The sequence below is a fragment of the Streptomyces sp. NPDC090022 genome (assembly GCF_044748145.1).
GTDB lineage: Bacteria > Actinomycetota > Actinomycetes > Streptomycetales > Streptomycetaceae > Streptomyces.
In genome coordinates this window covers 627,065-645,496 of record NZ_JBIVFN010000002.1, presented here as the reverse complement: position 1 = coordinate 645,496, position 18,432 = coordinate 627,065, and the positions used below count along the sequence as shown (strand labels likewise).

Here is an 18,432-nt window from a genome sequence, read left to right as displayed (position 1 = left end):
GGGTGTAGTGGGCGCCGGTAGACTTTGGGCTGGTCCGCCCGGCCGTGGCCGGGCGGCGCAACCCGCGACCGGAGGAGTGCAGTGGCAGCCAAGGACGGGGCAGCAGCACCCGGAAAGTCCGGCGCGAGCTCCAAGCACGAGGCGTTGATGCGCGCTTCGCTGACCGCCGTCGCGCCCGGTCAGCCCCTGCGCGACGGCCTGGAGCGGATCGTCCGCGGCAACACCGGCGGGCTCATCGTCCTCGGCATGGACAAGACCGTCGAGGCGATGTGCACCGGTGGATTCGTCCTGGACGTCGAGTTCACGGCGACCCGGCTGCGCGAGCTGTGCAAGCTCGACGGCGCGCTGATCCTCGACAAGGACCTCACCAAGATCCTGCGGGCCGGCGTCCAGCTGGTGCCCGACGCGTCGATCCCGACCGAGGAGACCGGCACCCGGCACCGGACCGCGGACCGCGTCTCCAAGCAGTGCGGATTCCCGGTCGTGTCCGTGTCCCAGTCGATGCGGCTCATCGCGCTCTACGTCGACGGCGAGCGCCGCGTGCTGGAGGAGTCCGGCGCGATCCTGTCCCGCGCCAACCAGGCGCTGGCGACCCTGGAGCGGTACAAGCTCCGCCTGGACGAGGTCGCCGGCACGCTGTCCGCGCTGGAGATCGAGGACCTGGTCACGGTGCGCGACGTCACCGCCGTCGCGCAGCGGCTGGAAATGGTCCGCCGGATCGCCACCGAGATCGCCGAGTACGTGGTGGAGCTCGGGACCGACGGCCGTCTGCTGTCCCTGCAGCTGGACGAGCTGACCGTCGGGATCGAGCAGGAGCGCGAGCTCGTCATCCGCGACTACGTGCCGGAGCCGACGGCGAAGCGTTCCCGCACCGTCGACGAGGCCCTCGCCGAGCTGGACTCGCTCACCCACGCGGAGCTGCTGGAGCTGCCGATCGTGGCCCGCGCGCTGGGGTACACGGGCTCGCCCGAGACCCTCGACTCGGCGGTCTCGCCGCGCGGCTACCGGCTGCTGGCGAAGGTGCCACGGCTGCCCGGCGCGATCATCGAGCGGCTGGTCGAGCACTTCGGCGGCCTGCAGAAGCTGCTCGCCGCCAGCGTGGACGACCTCCAGACGGTGGACGGCGTCGGTGAGGCCCGGGCCCGCAGCGTCCGCGAGGGCCTGTCCCGGCTGGCCGAGTCCTCGATCCTGGAGCGGTACGTCTAGCTGGGGCGTGTTGTCCGGATCAGGGCCGGAGGGGCCCGGCCGTCACTCCGGCTTCAGGACGAACGACGTACGGGCCACCGGCATGCCCGGGGCCTTGACCTCGACCACGTAGGTGTCCGGGGACGCGCTGCCCGCAGGCGGCGTCTGGCACTGGCCGGCCGCGCTGAACTTGCGGTCCCATTCCAGCGACTGGGCCGTCTCGCCCTGCGCCGGCACCCGGTAGAAGACGTTCCCGGCGCCGGCCGGGCAGTCCGCGGAGGACCAGACCGCCTTGCCGCTGCCGGCCTGAAGGATGGTCAGCACGGCCTGCTTCGGGCCGAGATCGACCTTGCAGGTGGAGCCGGTGATGTTGCGCGCCACGAGTTCGAGCCGGGGGCGTTCGCCCGCCTCGTACTCGTTCTTGACGCTCCTGACCTCCCACTGGACGGCGGTGGGGGCGCACGTCGGCAGCGGCGAGTCCGCGGGCACCTGCGCCGCGTTACCGGAGCCGCCCGTGCCGGCGCCGCCGGCCGCGGCGCCGCCGGACTCGCCGTTCTTGCCACTGCTGCCGCCGCTGCCGCTCGCGCCCGCCCCGGCGTCCGTGCCGCCGGCGCCCGGGCCCGTGCCGGCGGCCGCGCCGCCCGCGCCCGACTCGTCGCGCCCGCCGGGCGCCTGAGTGATCGCCGGCCCGCCGCCGGGGGCGCCGGGGGTGATCGAGGTGGCCGGGCGGGGGCCGTCCTGGCCCTTGCCGTTGGCCATGGTCCTGCCACCGCCGGAGGTGATGGTCCACACGGCGAGGAGCGCGAGGAGCGCGACGACGGACGCCAGCACTGCCCTCCGTCGCCAGTAGATGGAGGAGGGGAGCGGCCCGACCGGATTGCGCAGAGATCCCACGGACGGAACTGTACGAGAGTCCGCGCCCCGATCCGCGCCCCCCATGCCGCGCAGGTCACGAGTTCTGCCGATGATCATCCTGCGGAGGGACAGCGGACGGCGGGAACCGGCCACCACCCGATCCTCCATATGATCGGCTTTGAGTACTGTCGGTGAGCATGGACAGCTCCGGTCTCTATCGTGACATCACCGACTTCGCCCGTTCCGCGCCCGCCTGGCTGCAGGCCGCCGTGGAGGTGTGGACGACGGCCGGGATCCTGCTCTTCGGGGTGCTCTTCCTCGCCGTCTGGTGGCGGGCGCGCGGCCGCGACGCGCGGACGGCGGCCGTCGCGGTCCTGGCCCCCCTCGTCACGGCCGTCGCGTACGTCGTCTCCGAGGTCGTCAAGTCGACGGTCGACGAGGAGCGCCCCTGCCGGGCGGTGGCCGGCGCGGCCGCCTCCCTCGTCCCCTGTCCCCCGTACGGCGACTGGTCCTTCCCCAGCAACCACTCCGCGATCGCCGGCGCCGCCGCGGTCGCGCTCGCGCTGGCCGTGCCGCGGCTGGGGCTGCTCACCGTCCCGATGGCGCTGCTGATGGCCTTCTCCCGGGTGTTCCTCGGCGTGCACTACCCGCACGACGTGGCGATGGGCCTGCTGCTGGGCGGCTCGGTGGCGGTACTCGCCACGCTGGCGCTCACCGGTGCGGCCACCGCGACGATCACCGCCGTACGCCGCAGCGGTGTCCGCCCGGCGCTCTGGCTCACCGGGCCGGGCCCCACGCGGTAGGGGCGATTCGTGCCAGGATGCGTATGCCATGACTGCATCTGCATCTGCCTCTGCCTCCGTCACCGCCGACAGCGCCCGCGCGCTGCACTCCCCCGTCATCGCCTGGTTCGACCAGCACGCCCGCGATCTGCCCTGGCGCCGCCCCGAGGCGGGCCCGTGGGGGGTCATGGTCAGCGAGTTCATGCTCCAGCAGACCCCCGTGAACCGGGTGCTGCCGGTGTACGAGCAGTGGCTGGCCCGCTGGCCCCGGCCCGCCGACCTGGCCGCCGAGGCCCCCGGCGAGGCCGTCCGGGCCTGGGGCCGGCTGGGCTATCCGCGCCGGGCGCTGCGGCTGCACGGCGCGGCGGTGGCGATAACGGAACGGCACGGGGGCGACGTACCCCGGGAGCACGCGCAGCTGCTGGCGCTGCCCGGGATCGGCGAGTACACGGCCGCGGCCGTGGCCTCCTTCGCGTACGGGCAGCGGCACCCGGTGCTCGACACCAACGTGCGCCGGGTGTTCGCCCGGACGGCCACCGGGGTGGAGTACCCGCCGAACGCCACCACCGCCGCCGAGCGGCGCCTGGCCCGCGCGCTGCTGCCGGAGGACCAGGACACCGCGGCGCGCTGGGCGGCGGCCTCGATGGAGCTGGGCGCGCTGGTGTGCACCGCGAAGAACCCCGGGTGCGGGCGCTGCCCGGTCGCGGGGCTGTGCGCGTGGCGGCTGGCGGGCAAGCCGGCGCACGAGGGGCCGGCGCGGCGCGGGCAGAGTTACGCGGGGACGGACCGGCAGGTGCGCGGGAAGCTGCTGGCGGTCCTGCGGGACGCGGCCGGCCCGGTTCCGCAGGCGCGGCTCGACGCGGTGTGGGACGAGCCGGTGCAGCGGGCCCGGGCGCTGGACGGACTGGTGGCCGACGGGCTCGTGGAGCCTCTCGACGGGGCGATGTACCGGCTGCCGATGAGCTGATCGCAAACTGACGTCAAGATTCCGTTTGCGGCGGAGAAACCGCAGCTCACGGCCACTGTTACACAACCTATGGATGTCCGTGCGCCCATCGAGGTCTGGCTCGCACAGCCTCGTGACAACCCCTCCGTACCTTCGGAGCCGTAAAGCCCAGACGTGAGCGGTTGGACGGAAGCGGAGGCGGTCTGAGATGGCGCACGGCGAGGTACTCGAGTTCGAAGAGTACGTCCGTACCCGGCAGGACGCCCTGCTGCGCAGTGCCCGTCGCCTCGTGCCGGACCCGACGGACGCGCAGGACCTCCTGCAGACCGCGCTCGTGCGCACCTACGGCCGCTGGGACGGCATCGCCGACAAGTCCCTGGCCGACGCCTACCTCCGCCGGGTCATGATCAACACCCGTACCGAGTGGTGGCGTGCCCGCAAGCTCGAAGAGGTCCCCACCGAGCAGCTGCCCGACGCCAGCGTCGAGGACGGCAGCGAGCAGCGCGCCGACCGCGCGCTGCTGATGGACATCCTCAAGGTGCTCGCGCCCAAGCAGCGCAGTGTGGTCGTGCTGCGACACTGGGAGCAGATGAGCACCGAGGAGACGGCCGCGGCGCTCGGAATGTCGGCGGGAACCGTGAAGAGCACTCTGCACCGGGCACTGGCCCGGCTCCGGCAGGAGCTGGAGAGCCGCGACCTGGACATGCGGGCGCTGGAGCGCGGCGACCACACGCTGCGGTACGAGGGGCGGGAGCGGTGCGCGGCCTGAAAGGCCTGAGCGACGGCGGCAGAAGAGGTTCGCTGGTACTGATGTCGGCGGGGACGGTCGTCCTCACCGGCACAGTGCTGTTCGTGGTGGGGTGCTCCGACGGCGGCACCGGGCTGCGCGACGGCGGGCCGGCCCGTACCGACCCGGTCGCCAAGACCACCACGGCCCCGGCCGGTACGGCGTCGCCGTCCACCCCGGGGCTGAAGAAGGTCGACCCGGTGGCGCTGGTCAAGGCCGACCCGAAGGTCAGCCAGGCGGTCAAGCGGGACTTGAAGCCCTGTACGGGCAAGGAGTACCCGGTCGACGTCAGCTACGGGAAGGTCACCGGCAGTCCCGCGGTGGACGTGATCGTCAACGTGCTGTCCTGCTCGGATGCCGTGGGGCTGGGGTCGTACGTGTACCGCGCGGACGGCGCGAAGTACGAGAATGTGTTCTCGGACGAGCAGCCGCCGGTCTACGCGGAGATCGACCGGGGGGACCTGGTCGTCACCAAGCCCGTGTACGCGAAGAGCGACGCGCTCGCCTACCCCTCCGGCGAGGACGTGATCACGTACCGCTGGAACGGTGAGAAGTTCATCGAGCACGACCGGGTGCACACGGAGTACAGCAACGTGGTCGACGGCGGGGCCCAGCCCGCCCCGGCCACGTCGGACAAGAACTAGAGGCGAGGCTTCCCGCATGGCCGAGACCCATGTCCTGTTCGTGGAGGACGATGACGTCATCCGCGAGGCCACGACCCTGGCGCTGGAGCGCGACGGGTTCGTCGTCACCGCCATGCCCGACGGCCTGTCGGGGCTGGAGTCGTTCCGCGCGAACCGGCCCGACATCGCCCTGCTCGACGTGATGGTGCCGGGCATGGACGGAGTGAGCCTGTGCCGCCGTATCCGTGACGAGTCGACCGTGCCCGTGATCATGCTGTCGGCGCGGGCCGACTCCATCGACGTGGTCCTCGGCCTGGAGGCGGGCGCCGACGACTACGTCACCAAGCCGTTCGACGGCTCCGTGCTGGTGGCCCGGATCCGCGCGGTGCTGCGCCGCTTCGGCCACGCGGGCGGCCCGAACGGCGGGGCGGGCGGCGGCGGCCGCGGCGAGGAGCCGGCCGCCGAGCGCGGTGTGCTCTCCTTCGGCGACCTGGAGGTCGACACCGAGGGCATGGAGGTCCGCAAGGGCGGTGTCCCGGTGGCCCTGACCCCGACCGAGATGCGGCTGCTGCTGGAGTTCTCCTCCGCGCCGGGCACCGTCCTCTCCCGCGACCGGCTGCTGGAGCGCGTGTGGGACTACGACTGGGGCGGCGACACCCGGGTCGTGGACGTCCACGTCCAGCGGCTGCGCACGAAGATCGGACAGGACCGCATCGAGACGGTGCGGGGCTTCGGATACAAGCTCAAGGCATGAAGCGGTTCACCCTGCGCACGGGAATCCGCTGGAAGATCACGATCGCCATCGCCGCCGTGGGCGCCCTCATCACGCTCGCGCTGAGCCTGGTGGTGCACAGCGCTGCCCGTACGTCGATGCTGGAGAGCCAGCGCGACACCCAGCTGGAGCGGGTCAAGTACATCGCCCGCAACGCCGAGGCCGGCCGCAAGCCGCCGATGGGCGCCAAGCTCAACGACCCCGATCTGCCGCAGCAGCTGCGCGACAAGGCCCTCTCGGGGCGGCTGGGCACCTTCATCCAGAACAAGCCCAAGGGGCTGCCCGAGGTCTGGGCGGCCGTGCCGCTGGGCAACGGGCAGGTGCTGTCGCTGCACAGCCAGTTCCGCGAGAGCGCCAACATGATGCGCGACCTCGACCGGGCCCTGGCGATCGGCTCGCTCGCGGTGGTGCTGGGCGGCTCCGCGCTCGGCGTGCTCATCGGCGGGCAGATCTCGCGGCGGCTGCGCAAGGCCGTCACCGCCGCCGAGAAGGTGGCGCTGGGCGATCCGGACGTGCGGGTGCGGGACGCGGTCGGCGGTGTCGTACGCGACGAGACCGACGACCTCGCGCGCGCCGTGGACGCCATGGCCGACGCGCTCCAGCAGCGTCTGGAGGCCGAGCGGCGGGTGACCGCCGACATCGCGCACGAGCTGCGGACCCCGGTGACCGGGCTGCTGACGGCCGCCGAGCTGCTGCCGCCGGGGCGGCCGACGGAGCTGGTGCGCGACCGGGCGCAGGCGATGCGGGTGCTGGTGGAGGACGTCCTGGAGGTGGCCCGGCTGGACAGCGCGTCGGAGCGGGCCGAGCTCCAGGACGTGGCGCTGGGCGAGTTCGTCAGCCGCCGGGTCGCCTCGCTGATGCCGGAGGCGTCCGTACGGATCGTTGCCGACGAGATCGTCAGCACCGACCCGCGCCGGCTGGAGCGGATCCTGGGCAACCTGCTGGCGAACGCCGCCCGGTACGGCAGGCCGCCGGTCCAGGTGGACGTGGAGGGGCGCGTGGTGCGCGTGCGCGACCACGGGCCGGGCTTCCCGGAGGCGCTGCTGCGCGAGGGTCCGAGCCGCTTCCGTACGGGCTCCACGGACCGCGCGGGCGTGGGGCACGGCCTGGGGCTGACGATCGCGGCGGGCCAGGCGCGGGTGCTGGGCGCCCGCCTGACGTTCCGCAACGTGGCGGCGCCCGGCGGCATCGACCGCGAGGGCCGCGCGGCGGGCGCGGTGGCGGTCCTGTGGCTGCCGGAGCACGCGCCGACGGCGACCGGCAGCTTCCCGGTGGTCCAGCTGCCGGGCTGAGGCCGGAAGCGTGGCCCCTCGCGCCGGCTGAGGCCGGAGCGCGGCCCCGTGCGCCGGGCGGGGCCACCGGGAGTGCGTCCAGGGGCTGTTGGGGCTCCTGCGGCGGGCGGAGCCGGAGCCGGCGGCGGGCGGGCGGGAGATCACCCCGTGATCGGCCGTTCGTTCCGGGCGGCCGATGTCTTAGCATCCGTGCCATGACTGACGGTACGGATCGCCCCCACACCCCCCAGCCGACTCCCGGGAACGGGAACGGCGGCTACGGATTCCCGCCGGGGCAGACTCCCGGGAGCGGGTACGGCTATCCGCAGCCGGGTCAGCCCAATCCGTACCAGCAGTCCCAGCCCCAGCCGGGGCCGCAGCCGGGGCCGCAGTCCCAGCCGCAGCCGGGGCCGCAGCCGTGGGCCGCGGGTCTGCCGCCGCAGGCGCAGCGCCAGCCGCTGCCCGACTTCACGCCCGCCCCGCAGCCCGACTGGGAGGCGATGGCGGACCGCTCGGAGTCCCAGCGCCGGACCCGCCGCCGGACGTGGACCATCGCGATAGCCGTGGTGGCCACGCTGCTCGGCGTGGGCGCGGGCTTCATCGTGATCGAGAAGACCGGCAAGAAGGACAAGCCCGAGGCGGGACCGACCCAGTCGGCCGGCCCCGACGGGCCGGGCGGCGGCGCCAGCGGCAGCCCGGACGACAACTCGCCGACCGTGCCGGGCGATCCGAAGCTGCTGCGCGACCGCAGCGGCCAGGTCAACATCGCGCTGGGCCCGGACGCGGTCCTGGGCAAGGTGGACAACGGCAACGTGCTGCGGCTGCGCAGCAACGGCAACTCCTACGCGCAGGCCGCCGACCAGGTCGTCGACGCCTCCAAGAGCTTCACCGTCTCGGCCTGGGTCTACAACGAGGCCGAGGGCGGCTCCCGGTTCGCCCTCAGCCAGGGGGACGGCACCTCGTACTCCTTCGAGCTGGGCCGCGAGGACGCCAACGGCAAGAAGTCGTGGGTGTTCCGGATGCAGACCAACGACAAGGGCGCGGCCTCGACGGCGGTGGCGGCGCAGTCCGAGAACCTCAACACGGTGCGGACCTGGGCGCAGCTGACGGGTGTGTACGACGCCGAGAAGAAGACCATCGTGCTGTACGTGGACGGCAAGCCGGCGGGCCAGGCGGCGGTGCCGACGGCCTGGAACGGTCCGGGGCCGCTGCAGCTGGGCCGCTCGCGCCACCACGGCATCTGGACGGGCCCGTGGGCCGGGGTCATCGGGCACGTGCTGGTGTGGGAGAAGCCGCTGAGCGCCGATCAGGTCGCCGCGCTCAAGGGCGGAAAGCTTGACAAGAGCATCAAGCCGGTCGGCTCCTGGCTGGTCGGCTGACGCCGCCCGGACCGTGACGGGGGCGACATCGGGGGTGAACTCACCCCCGGATGACCCGGTTTGTCCGACCGTTTGATCACGGCGAGGTCACGGCGGTTGGAAGCCCGGCACACGAGTGGACTAGGGTCGCGGCTGCCCCGGAACTCCGTTTCCAGGGCAGCCATCCGAACCACTCACGACACGGCCCGGCATCGGGTCCGGCCGAGATCCGATGGCACGTCGGCCCCGGGGGATGAATTGAACACGCTGTCCATCGTGATTCCCGCGCTCAACGAGGCGCCCAACCTGCCGACCGTCATGGACTCCGTTCCGACGGCCGAACTGCGGGCCATGGGATGGGATCCCGAGGTCATCGTCGTCGACAACGCGTCCACCGACGACACGGCGGCCGTCGCCGCCGCGCTCGGTGCCACCGTGGTGTCCCAGCCGGCCCGCGGCTACGGCAACGCCTACCACGCGGGGTTCCGCGCCGCGACCGGCGACGTCATAGCCACCGGCGACGCCGACTGCACGTACCCCTTCGACTCGCTGCCCGAACTGCTCAGCACCCTGACCGAGCGGGACATCGAGTTCATGACGACGGACCGGCTCCGCCGCGAGAACCGCTCCGCGATGAAGATCTCCCACACCGTCGCCAACCACGTCCTGAGCGCGCTGAGCCGGGCCCTGTTCCGCAACGGGCTGCGTGACTCCCAGTCCGGGATGTGGATCTTCCGCCGCTACGTCTGGGACGTGATCGACGTACGCTCGACCGGTATGGCCTTCTCCCAGGAGATCAAGAACGCGGCGACCCGTGCGGGCTTCCGCTTCCTGGAGGTGCCCATCGAGTACCGCAACCGGCAGGGCGAGGTGAAGCTCAACGCCCTGCCGGACGGGATGGCCAACCTCCGGCAGCTCTTCTCCCACCGCTTCCGCCGCTGCGCCGCCCCCGCCGCCGCCTCGCGCCTCGAACAGCGGCGTACCGCGGCATGAAGAACCGTCTGCGCAGGGCCGCTCTGGCGCTCGTCCTCGCCACCGGCCTGGGCGCGGGCGCCTGGTCGCTGCCGCCCGTACGGACGGTGCTGCTGGAATCGTTCACCCGGCAGGAACAGCCCTTCATCGAGCTGTACTTCACCGAGAACCCCCGCTTCGACGGCGCCAGCGTCCTGGTCCCCTTCGCCGTGAACGACCACGGCTCGGGCGCCCGCTCGCTGGAGGTGAAGCTGACCGTCGAGGGCAAGGACGGCAAGGCGCTGGCCGCCCAGACCTACCAGGTCAAGCCCCACCAGGGCGCGGCGGTGCCGGTGTCGGCGCGGCTGAAGGCCAAGGGCGGGGACGTCACACAGGTCCGGCTCGCCCTGGTGGGACACCCCCAGACCCTCCACTTCCGCTTCGGCCAGGCCCCGGAACTCTGATGCGCACCGTCCTGCAGATCACCCCGTACTACCCGCCCCACCTCGGTGGCCTCGAACGCGTCGTGCTGCGCCTGTCGCACGAGCTCGCCGCGCGCCACGACGTCCGGGTGCTCACCACCTCCCTCGGTTCCGGCGGCGCGCCGCGCCGCGCCCGCGAGGAGGGCGTGCGGGTACGCCGCCACCGGGCCGCCGAGGTCGCGCACACCGCCGTCGCGCCCGGCCTGGCGCTGTCCCTGCTGGCCGCCCCGCGCGACGCGGTGCTGCACGTGCACTGCGCGCACGCCCTGCTGCCGGAGATGGTCGCCCTGGCCGCGCGCGTCAAGCGGCAGCCGTTCGTCCTCCACTTCCACCTGGACGTGGACGCCAGCGGGCGCCTCGGCGGACTGCTGCCGGCCTACAAGAAGCACGTGTTCGGGCGGGTCATGAGGGCGGCGGCCGCGGTCGTCGTCCTGACGCCGCAGCAGGCCGCGTTCGTCCGCGACACCTACCGGGTGCCCGCCGCGAAGGTGTTCGTCGTGCCCAACGGGGTCGGCCCGGAGTTCTTCCGGCCGCCGCGGACCGCGCCCGGGGAGACCGAGGCGGGGCGGCCGCTGGAGCTGCTCTTCGTGGGGCGGCTGAGCGCCCAGAAGAACGTGGCCCGGCTGCTCGACGCGATGGCCCTGGTGCGCCGCCCCGTCCGGCTGCGGATCGTCGGCGACGGCGAGCTGCGCGCGGAACTCACGGCGCGGGCGGCCCGGCTGGGCCTGAGACACGTCGAGTTCAGCGGCGGCCTGCACGGCGAGGCGCTGGTGCGCGCGTACGCCGACGCCGACGCCTTCGTCCTGCCCTCCGACCGCGAGGGGATGCCCCTGGTCGTCCTGGAGGCCATGGCGTCGTCCCTGCCCGTGGTCGCCACCGACGTCCCCGGCACCGCCGAACTGCTCGGCGGGAGCGGCCTGCTGGCCGCCCCGGAACCGGCCGCGCTCGCCGCCGCCGTCGACCGGCTCGCCGCCGACGCGGACCTGCGCGCGGAGCTGGCCGCGGCCAGTGCCGCCCGGGCCCGGCGGCACTCCTGGGCCGAAGTCGCCCGCCGCGTCGAGGACGTCTACCGGGAGGCCGGGATATGAGGCGGGATACGAGGCGTCCCGCCCTACGGCTCCCGGCCGGCATCACACCGCGCCAACTGGTCCGCGGGCGCCTGGGCGTCCTGCTGAGCATCGGCCCGGCCTGCGCCGCCGAGATGCTCCCCGGCCTGCCCGGGGTCCTCCGGGCCCTCGTCGGGCTGTGGCTGCTGTTCGGCGCGCCCGTCCTGCTGCTGCGCGGCTCCACCGACCGGGTGGTGGCCACCCGGGCCGGCTCGGTGCTCCTCGCCGTCGGCCTGACCGTGCTGCTGGACATCGCGGTCGCGCTGGGCGTCAACACCCTGCTGCCCCTGGCCGGGGTGGAGCGGCCGCTGACCCGGCTCGTGCTCACCGCCGCGACCACCGCCGTCCTGCTCGTCCTCGGCGTGCTGCTGCCGGAACCCACCCGTCCGCTGGTCGTGCGTACGCCCACCGGCGCGCGGGAGGCCGGCACCCGCCGGCGGGGCGGCCGGCGGGGCCTGCGTCCGGTCGCCTGGGCGGGCGCCGCGGCGCTGCTGCTGTCGGTGGCCGGCCCGACCCGGCTCAACAACGGCCTGGGCGGCACCGTCAGCACCCTCGCGCTGGTCGTCGTCACCGGCCTGCTGGTGCTGTTGCTGCTGCGCCACGAGCGGTACACCCCGGCCGTCCTCGACCTCGGCGTCTACGCCTCCGCCGCCGCCCTGCTGCTGCTGACCTCCCTGCGCGGCTGGTACATCACCGGCCACGACATCCAGCGCGAGTACCTCTTCTTCCGGCTCACGCTCGGCGGCGAGTACTGGGACATCTCCGCCTACACCGACCCCTACATGGCGTGCCTGAGCATCACCCTGCTCCCGGTGAGCGTCTTCCGCCTCACCGGCATCCCCGACCTCTACGTCTTCAAGGCCGTCCTGCCGCTGCTGTTCGCCCTCACCCCGGTCCTGGTGCACCGGGCCGTGCGTGCGATCGCGCCGCCGCTGGTCGCACTGCTGTCCGCGGTGTTCTTCATGACGTTCCCGACGTTCTTCACCGACATGCCGTTCCTGGGGCGGCAGGCCATCGCCTTCCTGCTGCTGGGCTGCGCGATGCTGGTGCTGACCGACTCCCGGCGGTCCCTGCGGCTGCGGCGCGTGGTGTTCACGGTGCTGCTGGCCGGGGTGGTGCTCTCGCACTACTCGACGATCTACGTCGTCGTCGGGGCGCTGGGCACCGCCTTCACCGTGGACAAGGCGTGGCGGCTGCTGTCCCGGCCCGGCCGCGGCAACCCGCGCCGCAAGCGCGGCCAGGACCGCATGTTCACCTTCCTGACCTGGTGGATGGTGGCCGTGCCCGCCGTGCTCGCGCTGCTGTGGGCGGGCCCGCTGACGCACACCGGCGGACAGCTCCAGAGCACCCTGAAGGTGGTCTCGCAGGACCTGTTCGGGGCCGGCGGCCAGCGCGGCGGCTCCTCCGACACCCGCTACAGCCTGTTCGGCGGCGCCGAGGTCACCCCCGAGCAGCGGCTGGCCGACTACAGCGCCGACACCGTCCGGTACACCGAGGCCGACCGGGCCGCCGGCAAGTTCCCGCCCCTGAAGTCCCTCTCCGCGTACCCGACGCCGGCGGTCGAGAAGGCGAACATGCCGCTGACCGCCGCCGGGCGGGCCCTGGACGCGGCCGGCGTGAGCGTGCCCGGCCTCAACGGGGTGCTGCGGCAGGCCGCCGCCCTGCTGCTCCAGCTGCTGGTGCTCATCGGCCTGGTCGTCGCCGTCCGCGGCCGCAACAGCGCCTTCACCCCGGTACGGGACCAGGTCACCCTGACCGTCGGCTCGCTGGCGATGATGGCCCTGTTCACGCTGGTGCCGCAGCTGTCGGTGGACTACAGCGTGCTGCGCGCCTTCCAGCAGGGCCTGATCTTCTTCGCGCCGTTCATCGCGGCCGGCGCGCTGTGGGCGGTGCGCTGGGCCGGGCAGCGGGCCGTACCGGTCGTGTGCGTCCTGGTGGCGGGCCTGATGCTGGACCTCACCGGCGTGGTGCCCAAGACGCTCGGCGGCTACCCCGCCCAGCTCGCCCTCAGCAACTCCGGCCCGTACTACGACATCTACTACCCGCACACCGAGGACCGGCGGGCCGCGATGTGGCTCAACCAGCGGGCGGCGGGCGACGACGGCGTCGTCCAGACCGACCGCTACTCCTTCAGCCGGCTCCAGACCCTGCTCACCGGCCGCACCCAGGACGGCATCCACCCCACCGTCCTGCGCTCGCAGTCCTACGTCCTGCTGGGCTCCACGCCCACCCGCAAGGACGAGGTCACCCTGTTCTTCCGGGGCGACCTGGTGACCTACCGCTACCCGCGCGGCCTGCTCGACACGACACGGAACCTCATCTACAGCAGCGAGGGCGCGGTGGTCTACCGATGAGCACCGACAGCACGCCGCCGAAGGTCCTGCTGGTCAGCCACTACTACCCGCCGCACCTGGGCGGGATCGAGAACGTGGTCCGCCAGGAGGCGGTGCACCTGGCCCGCCGCGGCGCCGACGTCACCGTCCTCACCAGCGACGCGCGCGGCTCCGTCACCGAGGAGGACGGGGTGCGCGTCGTACGCGTCGCCGCCTCGGCCGCCGTGGAGCGCCGCGCCGGGGTGCCCTTCCCGCTGTTCTCCCCCGCCCTGCTGCCCACCGCCCTGCGCGAGGCCCGCCGGGCCGACGTGGTGCACGTCCACGACTGCCTGTACGCCTCCTCCTGGGCGGCGGGACTCGCCGCCGCCCTGACCCGCACACCCCTCGTCGTCACCCAGCACGTCGCGCTCGTCGCGCACCCCTCGGCGCTGGTGCGCGGGGTCCAGCGGGCCGTGTACGGCGTGGCCGGCCGGCCCCTGCTGCGCCGGGCCCGCCGGGTGCTGACCCTCAACTCCTCGGTCGCCGCGTTCGTACAGGGCCTGGGAGCCCGGCCCGACGCCCACCGCCACCTCGCCAACGGAGTCGACACCGGCCTGTTCCACCCGGCCGCCGACGCGGCCGAGCGGGCGCGGGCGCGCGAGGCGTTCGGGCTGCCCGCCGACCGCACCCTGGTGCTGTTCGCGGGCCGGCTGGTCCCCAAGAAGGGCTACGACCTGCTGCTCGACGCCCACGCGGGCGGCGCCGGCGGCTACGACCTCGTCTTCGCGGGGGACGGCGACAGCGCCGCACTGGCCGGCCGCAGCGGGGTCCACCACCTGGGCACCCTGTCCGCGCCGGACCTGGCCCGCGCCTACCGGGCCTGCGACGTCTTCGCCCTGCCCTCCACCGCGGAGGGCTTCCCGCTGACCGTGCAGGAGGCCATGGCCGGCGGGCTGCCCGTGGTCACCACCGACGATCCCGGCTACGCCCCGTACGGGCTGGACCCGGCCCGGGTCCTGCTGCTGGAGCGCGACACCGCCACGCTGCGCGCCGCTCTGGACGCGCTGGTCGCGGACCCCGCCCGGCGGGCGGAGATGGCGGCGTACTCCCGGGAACTGGCGGTCGGGTCCTTCGGCTGGGACCGCCACGTGACGGCGCTGCTGGGCCACTACGAAGCCGTCCGCCGTGGGACCGCGCGCCGTGGGTAGGCATGCCCGTCCTGCGGACCAGATGTTCCGCAGTTCCTTCTTCCTGCTGGCGTCCACGGTGACGACGGCGGGCCTGAGCTTCCTCTTCTGGGTCGTCGTCGCCCGCTTCTACTCCCCCGAGCAGGTGGGGCTCGCGACCTCCCTCATCTCGGCCACCTCCCTGCTGGCCTACCTGAGCATGTGCGGCCTCAACAGCACCCTGATCCGCTTCCCGGCCGACGACGCCTCCCGCAACGGGCAGATCACCCAGTCCATGGCGGTGGTGGTGCTGGTCGCGTGCGTGGCCGCGGCCGTCTACCTGGCCGGACTGCCCTGGTACGGCCACAAGCTGCTGTTCATCCGCGACCATCCGCAGCTGCCCGTGCTCTTCGTGCTGTTCTGCGTCTGCGCGGCGGTGAACCTGCTGGTCAAGTCGGTGTTCATCAGCGCCCGCATGGCGCAGTACAACGTCCTCGTCGACGGGCTGCTCCAGGGCCTGGCCAAGATCGCCGCCCCGGTCGCCCTCGTCGGCTTCGGCGCCGTCGGCATCGTCGGCGCCGCCGGTGTCGGCTACGCGGTCGCGGTGGCGGCGGCCCTGCTGGTGATGCGCCGCCGCCTCGCCTTCCGCTTCGACGTGCGCACCCGCGGCACCCGGCTGCGCGAGCAGCTGCGCTTCTCCCTGGCCAGCTACGTCTCCAGCCTGATCAACCTCGCCCCCGTGCTGGTCACCCCGCTGATCGTGCTCCAGATGCTGGGCGCCGCCGAGGCCGGCTACTACTTCGTGGCCTTCCAGATAGCGGCCCTGCTCAACTCCGTGTCCACCGCCGTCGGCGAGGCCGTCTTCGCCGAGGTCTCCTCCGACGAGTCCCGCTTCGGGGAGCTGCTGCGCCGCTCCGCGCGGATCATCGCGACCGTGCAGGTGCCCGCCGTCGCCGTGGTGGCCCTCGGCAGCGGGCTCCTGCTGCGCATGTTCGGCGGCACCTACGCCGCCAGCGCCCAAGGCCTGCTGACCGTCCTCGCCGTGGCCGCGCTCCCCGTCGCCCTCAACACCTGGGCCTGCTTCGGGCTCAAGCTCGCGCAGCGGATGAAACGGCTCATCACCGCCAACGTCATCCTGGCGACCACCACCATCGGACTCGCCGCGGTGTGGGCGCCGCGCGGGCTGGTCTGGGTGGGGTACGCCTGGGGCGCGGGCAACCTGGCGGCCGGGCTGTTCGCCACCGTCGCGCTGCTGCGCGGGCGGCCGTCCGCGCCCCGCCCGCCGGAGCCGGACGTCGATCCGGGGCCGGCCTGGTCCCCCGTCGACACGATCCAGCTCCGGGCCGTCCGCCTGCCCCACCCGTCGCACCCGTCGCATCCATCGCATCCGTCGCATCCGTCGCATCCGGACCCAGAGAACGCCGAGAGGTACCCATGAAGATCGTGGTGATCAACGCGTACGTACGGGAGAACGCCGGCGACGCCGCGCTCCTGTCCGTCTGCCTGCGCCACGTACGGGAGGCGTTCCCCGGCGCCCACGTCAGCGTCGCCGGCATGGAGGACCCCGCCGTCCACCCCGACTTCGAGGACGCCCCCAACCTCGGCTCGCTGCGCCGCCACGTCGCCGACGGCACCGTCTCGCTGCCCCGGCGGCTGCTGCGCAAGCTCGTCGTCGGCACGCTCGGCGCCGGGCTGCTCCTGCTGCCCCGCCCCGCCGCCGCCCTGCTGCGCCGGGCGCTGCCCGCCGAGGCCCGGCGCGAGGCCGAGGCGCTGGCCGCCGCCGACCTGGTGGTGTCCAACGGCGGCGCCTACGTCCTGGCCCGGCCCGGGCTCGACGGCCACCAGAACGTCTTCTTCGTGCTCCTGCCGGTCCTGCTGGCCCAGCGGGCCGGCGTCCCCGTCGTCTTCGCACCCCAGTCGTACGGGCCCTTCCCGGCCGCCGCCCAGCGCCGGCTGGTCCGCCGCGCGCTCGGCCGCTCCCCGCTGGTCCTGGCCCGCGAGGACGTCAGCGTCGGCCAGCTGCGCTCCTGCGGACTGCCTGCCGAACGCATCACGCGCGCCGTGGACTCCGGGTTCGCCTTCGACCCGCCCGTCACCTCCGACTGGCGGGCCCGCCTCGGCGTCGCCCCCGGGCAGCGGCTGGTCGGCGTCACCGCCCGCCGCTGGCTCGCCCCGGCCGCCCAGGAGGCGTACGAGCGGGCGCTGGCCGCCACCATCGACTCCGTCCAGGCCACCGGGGCCCGCGTGGTCCTCATCCCGCAGGTCAGCACCGACTACCTGGGCGACGACGACCGGATCGTGGAGCGCCGGATCGCCGCCCACTGCGCCTCGGCACCGCTGCTGATCGACGAGCGCGTCGACTACCGCGACCTCAAGGGCGTCTACGGCGAGTGCGCCCTGCTGATCGGCACCCGCTTCCACTCGGTGATCTTCTCGCTGACCAGCGGGGTCCCCTGCGTGGCCATCGAGTACGAGCACAAGACCCGCGGCATCATGGCCGACCTCGGCCTCGGCGCGTACGTCCTGCCCATCGCCGACGTCACCCACACCCGCCTGTGGGCCCTGGTCGAACCGCTGCTGGCCGACGACACCGGCTACCGGACGGAACTCGCCGCGCGGCTGCCCGGCTACGTCGCCGAGGCCGAGCGCCTCCCCGCGATGCTGCGGGCCCTGCCCGCCCGTACGGCGCCGCGGAGCGCCGCGTGAAGCGCCGTACGGTGGCCGTCGTCACCCCCTACTACCCCCCGCACATCGGCGGCGTCGAGCACTACGCGGCCCGCGTCGCGCGCGCCGTGGCCGCCGCACCCGGCCTGGACGCCGTCGTCCTGACCACCGCCCCGCGCGGGCTGCGGACCACCGTCAGCACCGAGGACGGCGTACGGGTGGTCCGGCTCGGCGTGTGGCTGCGGCTGTCCAACACCCCGCTCAGCCCCCTGTGGCCGCTGCAACTGCGCCACTGGCTGCGCCGCACCGGGGCCGACGTGGTGCACGCCCACGCGCCGGTGCCGGGGCTGGGGGACCTCGCGGTGGCGCTCGCCGGGCGCCGCCGGCCCGCGGTGCTGACGTACCACGCGGGCTCGATGCACAAGGGCCTGCCCGGCAGCGGCGCCGCCGACCGGCTGATCGGGGCGTACGAGCGGCGGGTGCTGCCCCGGGTGTTCCGGCGGGCCCGGGCGCTGGTCGCCGTCTCCCCGGTGTCGCTGGCGGCCGGTCAGCCGCACGCCGTGGAGATCACCCCCGGCGTGGACACCGCGCGGTTCACGCCGGGCGGCCCACCGTCCGGGCGCGGGCGCACCCTGCTCTACGTCGGCCGGATGGACCGCTCGTCCGCGTGGAAGGGCGTCGACGTGCTGGTGCGGGCCCTGGCCCGGGTGCCGGACGCCCGGCTGCGGCTGGTGGGCGGCGGGGACATGGTGGCGGACCTGCTGGCGCTGGCCGCGGACCTCGGGGTGGGCGACCGGGTCGAGGCGGCCGGGGAGCTGACCGGGGACGCGCTGGTGGCGGCGGTGCGCGGGGCGGCCGTACTGGCGCTGCCCTCGCTGACCGCGTCGGAGTCCTTCGGGATGGCACTGGTGGAGGCGATGGCCTGCGGTACGCCCGTGGTGGGCTCGGCGGTCGGCGGCATCCCGTACGTCATCGAGGACGGCGAGAGCGGACTGCTGGTACCGCCCGGGGATGCGGAGGCGCTGGCGGCGGCCTGCGCGCGGCTGCTGGACGACGCGGAGCTCGCCGACCGGCTGGGCGCCGCGGGACGGCGGCGGGCCGAGGAGCACTACGCGTGGGACACCCTGACCGCGCGCTACGTGGAGCTGTTCCGCTCGCTGTGACGCCGCCCG

At 73.9% G+C, this 18,432-nt stretch carries 17 protein-coding genes; 16 read left to right on the top strand and 1 reads right to left on the bottom strand.

Annotation, left to right across the window (positions count from 1 at the left end):
• Positions 1 to 81: 81 nt before the first annotated feature.
• Positions 82 to 1,206 carry a DNA integrity scanning diadenylate cyclase DisA gene (gene disA, locus ACIPXB_RS07585; RefSeq protein ID WP_401445753.1) on the top strand — a complete coding sequence of 375 codons (1,125 nt, stop codon included), beginning with the start codon at positions 82 to 84 and terminating at the stop codon, positions 1,204 to 1,206.
• A gap of 42 nt (positions 1,207 to 1,248) precedes the next feature.
• Here the strand turns inward: disA and ACIPXB_RS07580 are convergent, their stop codons facing one another.
• Positions 1,249 to 2,079, bottom strand: coding sequence for a hypothetical protein (locus ACIPXB_RS07580; RefSeq protein ID WP_401445750.1), 831 nt, complete (start codon positions 2,077 to 2,079; stop codon positions 1,249 to 1,251).
• A 158-nt stretch (positions 2,080 to 2,237) separates the two neighbouring features.
• On the opposite strand from ACIPXB_RS07580, the gene ACIPXB_RS07575 reads away from it, so the two are divergent.
• From ACIPXB_RS07575 to ACIPXB_RS07505, 15 genes are all read left to right on the top strand, one after another.
• Entirely contained in the window at positions 2,238 to 2,843 is a 606-nt protein-coding gene (locus ACIPXB_RS07575; protein ID WP_401445748.1) for a phosphatase PAP2 family protein, read from the top strand.
• A 28-nt stretch (positions 2,844 to 2,871) separates the two neighbouring features.
• Positions 2,872 to 3,789, top strand: a complete 918-nt coding sequence (locus ACIPXB_RS07570; RefSeq protein ID WP_401445745.1) for an A/G-specific adenine glycosylase — start codon at positions 2,872 to 2,874, stop codon at positions 3,787 to 3,789.
• A 187-nt stretch (positions 3,790 to 3,976) separates the two neighbouring features.
• Positions 3,977 to 4,537 (top strand): SigE family RNA polymerase sigma factor, encoded by a 561-nt coding sequence (locus ACIPXB_RS07565; protein WP_401445742.1) that lies wholly within the window; start codon positions 3,977 to 3,979, stop codon positions 4,535 to 4,537.
• 41 nt (positions 4,538 to 4,578) lie between these two features.
• On the top strand, positions 4,579 to 5,199 hold the full coding sequence (locus tag ACIPXB_RS07560) for a hypothetical protein (protein WP_401445847.1): 621 nt from the start codon (positions 4,579 to 4,581) through the stop codon (positions 5,197 to 5,199).
• A 16-nt stretch (positions 5,200 to 5,215) separates the two neighbouring features.
• Positions 5,216 to 5,932 carry a two-component system response regulator CseB gene (cseB, locus tag ACIPXB_RS07555; RefSeq protein ID WP_401445739.1) on the top strand — a complete coding sequence of 239 codons (717 nt, stop codon included), beginning with the start codon at positions 5,216 to 5,218 and terminating at the stop codon, positions 5,930 to 5,932.
• Positions 5,929 to 7,242 (top strand): two-component system sensor histidine kinase CseC, encoded by a 1,314-nt coding sequence (cseC, locus tag ACIPXB_RS07550; protein ID WP_401445737.1) that lies wholly within the window; start codon positions 5,929 to 5,931, stop codon positions 7,240 to 7,242. The genes cseB and cseC overlap by 4 nt, the downstream gene beginning before the upstream one ends.
• Before the next feature lie 194 nt (positions 7,243 to 7,436).
• Entirely contained in the window at positions 7,437 to 8,600 is a 1,164-nt protein-coding gene (locus ACIPXB_RS07545; protein ID WP_401445735.1) for a LamG domain-containing protein, read from the top strand.
• A 255-nt stretch (positions 8,601 to 8,855) separates the two neighbouring features.
• Complete coding sequence (locus ACIPXB_RS07540) at positions 8,856 to 9,572, top strand: glycosyltransferase family 2 protein (protein WP_401445718.1); 717 nt, start codon at positions 8,856 to 8,858, stop codon at positions 9,570 to 9,572.
• Entirely contained in the window at positions 9,569 to 9,994 is a 426-nt protein-coding gene (locus ACIPXB_RS07535; protein ID WP_401445716.1) for a hypothetical protein, read from the top strand. Before ACIPXB_RS07540 ends, ACIPXB_RS07535 begins: the two co-directional genes overlap by 4 nt.
• Complete coding sequence (locus tag ACIPXB_RS07530) at positions 9,994 to 11,100, top strand: glycosyltransferase family 4 protein (RefSeq protein ID WP_401445714.1); 1,107 nt, start codon at positions 9,994 to 9,996, stop codon at positions 11,098 to 11,100. Before ACIPXB_RS07535 ends, ACIPXB_RS07530 begins: the two co-directional genes overlap by 1 nt.
• Entirely contained in the window at positions 11,097 to 13,472 is a 2,376-nt protein-coding gene (locus ACIPXB_RS07525) for a hypothetical protein (RefSeq protein WP_401445712.1), read from the top strand. Before ACIPXB_RS07530 ends, ACIPXB_RS07525 begins: the two co-directional genes overlap by 4 nt.
• Positions 13,469 to 14,638: a glycosyltransferase family 4 protein gene (locus tag ACIPXB_RS07520; protein WP_401445710.1), complete on the top strand. Its 1,170-nt coding sequence runs from the start codon at positions 13,469 to 13,471 to the stop codon at positions 14,636 to 14,638. The genes ACIPXB_RS07525 and ACIPXB_RS07520 overlap by 4 nt, the downstream gene beginning before the upstream one ends.
• Positions 14,639 to 14,660: 22 nt before the next feature.
• Entirely contained in the window at positions 14,661 to 16,034 is a 1,374-nt protein-coding gene (locus tag ACIPXB_RS07515; protein WP_401445707.1) for a lipopolysaccharide biosynthesis protein, read from the top strand.
• The gene (locus ACIPXB_RS07510) at positions 16,031 to 17,302 is read left to right on the top strand and encodes a polysaccharide pyruvyl transferase family protein (RefSeq protein ID WP_401445705.1); all 1,272 of its coding nucleotides are present in this window, start codon (positions 16,031 to 16,033) and stop codon (positions 17,300 to 17,302) included. The genes ACIPXB_RS07515 and ACIPXB_RS07510 overlap by 4 nt, the downstream gene beginning before the upstream one ends.
• Positions 17,299 to 18,423, top strand: coding sequence for a glycosyltransferase family 4 protein (locus ACIPXB_RS07505; RefSeq protein WP_401445702.1), 1,125 nt, complete (start codon positions 17,299 to 17,301; stop codon positions 18,421 to 18,423). The genes ACIPXB_RS07510 and ACIPXB_RS07505 overlap by 4 nt, the downstream gene beginning before the upstream one ends.
• The last annotated feature ends 9 nt before the right edge of the window (positions 18,424 to 18,432 follow it).

Bases quoted from the DNA above. Each gene is read 5' to 3' on its own strand.
- ACIPXB_RS07575 (WP_401445748.1), top strand. From the start codon at position 2,238: ATGGACAGCTCCGGTCTCTATCGTGACATCACCGACTTCGCCCGTTCC.
- ACIPXB_RS07570 (WP_401445745.1), top strand. From the start codon at position 2,872: ATGACTGCATCTGCATCTGCCTCTGCCTCCGTCACCGCCGACAGCGCC.
- ACIPXB_RS07565 (WP_401445742.1), top strand. From the start codon at position 3,977: ATGGCGCACGGCGAGGTACTCGAGTTCGAAGAGTACGTCCGTACCCGG.
- ACIPXB_RS07560 (WP_401445847.1), top strand. From the start codon at position 4,579: ATGTCGGCGGGGACGGTCGTCCTCACCGGCACAGTGCTGTTCGTGGTG.
- cseB (WP_401445739.1), top strand. From the start codon at position 5,216: ATGGCCGAGACCCATGTCCTGTTCGTGGAGGACGATGACGTCATCCGC.
- cseC (WP_401445737.1), top strand. From the start codon at position 5,929: ATGAAGCGGTTCACCCTGCGCACGGGAATCCGCTGGAAGATCACGATC.
- ACIPXB_RS07545 (WP_401445735.1), top strand. From the start codon at position 7,437: ATGACTGACGGTACGGATCGCCCCCACACCCCCCAGCCGACTCCCGGG.
- ACIPXB_RS07535 (WP_401445716.1), top strand. From the start codon at position 9,569: ATGAAGAACCGTCTGCGCAGGGCCGCTCTGGCGCTCGTCCTCGCCACC.
- ACIPXB_RS07530 (WP_401445714.1), top strand. From the start codon at position 9,994: ATGCGCACCGTCCTGCAGATCACCCCGTACTACCCGCCCCACCTCGGT.
- ACIPXB_RS07525 (WP_401445712.1), top strand. From the start codon at position 11,097: ATGAGGCGGGATACGAGGCGTCCCGCCCTACGGCTCCCGGCCGGCATC.
- ACIPXB_RS07520 (WP_401445710.1), top strand. From the start codon at position 13,469: ATGAGCACCGACAGCACGCCGCCGAAGGTCCTGCTGGTCAGCCACTAC.
- ACIPXB_RS07515 (WP_401445707.1), top strand. From the start codon at position 14,661: ATGTTCCGCAGTTCCTTCTTCCTGCTGGCGTCCACGGTGACGACGGCG.
- ACIPXB_RS07510 (WP_401445705.1), top strand. From the start codon at position 16,031: ATGAAGATCGTGGTGATCAACGCGTACGTACGGGAGAACGCCGGCGAC.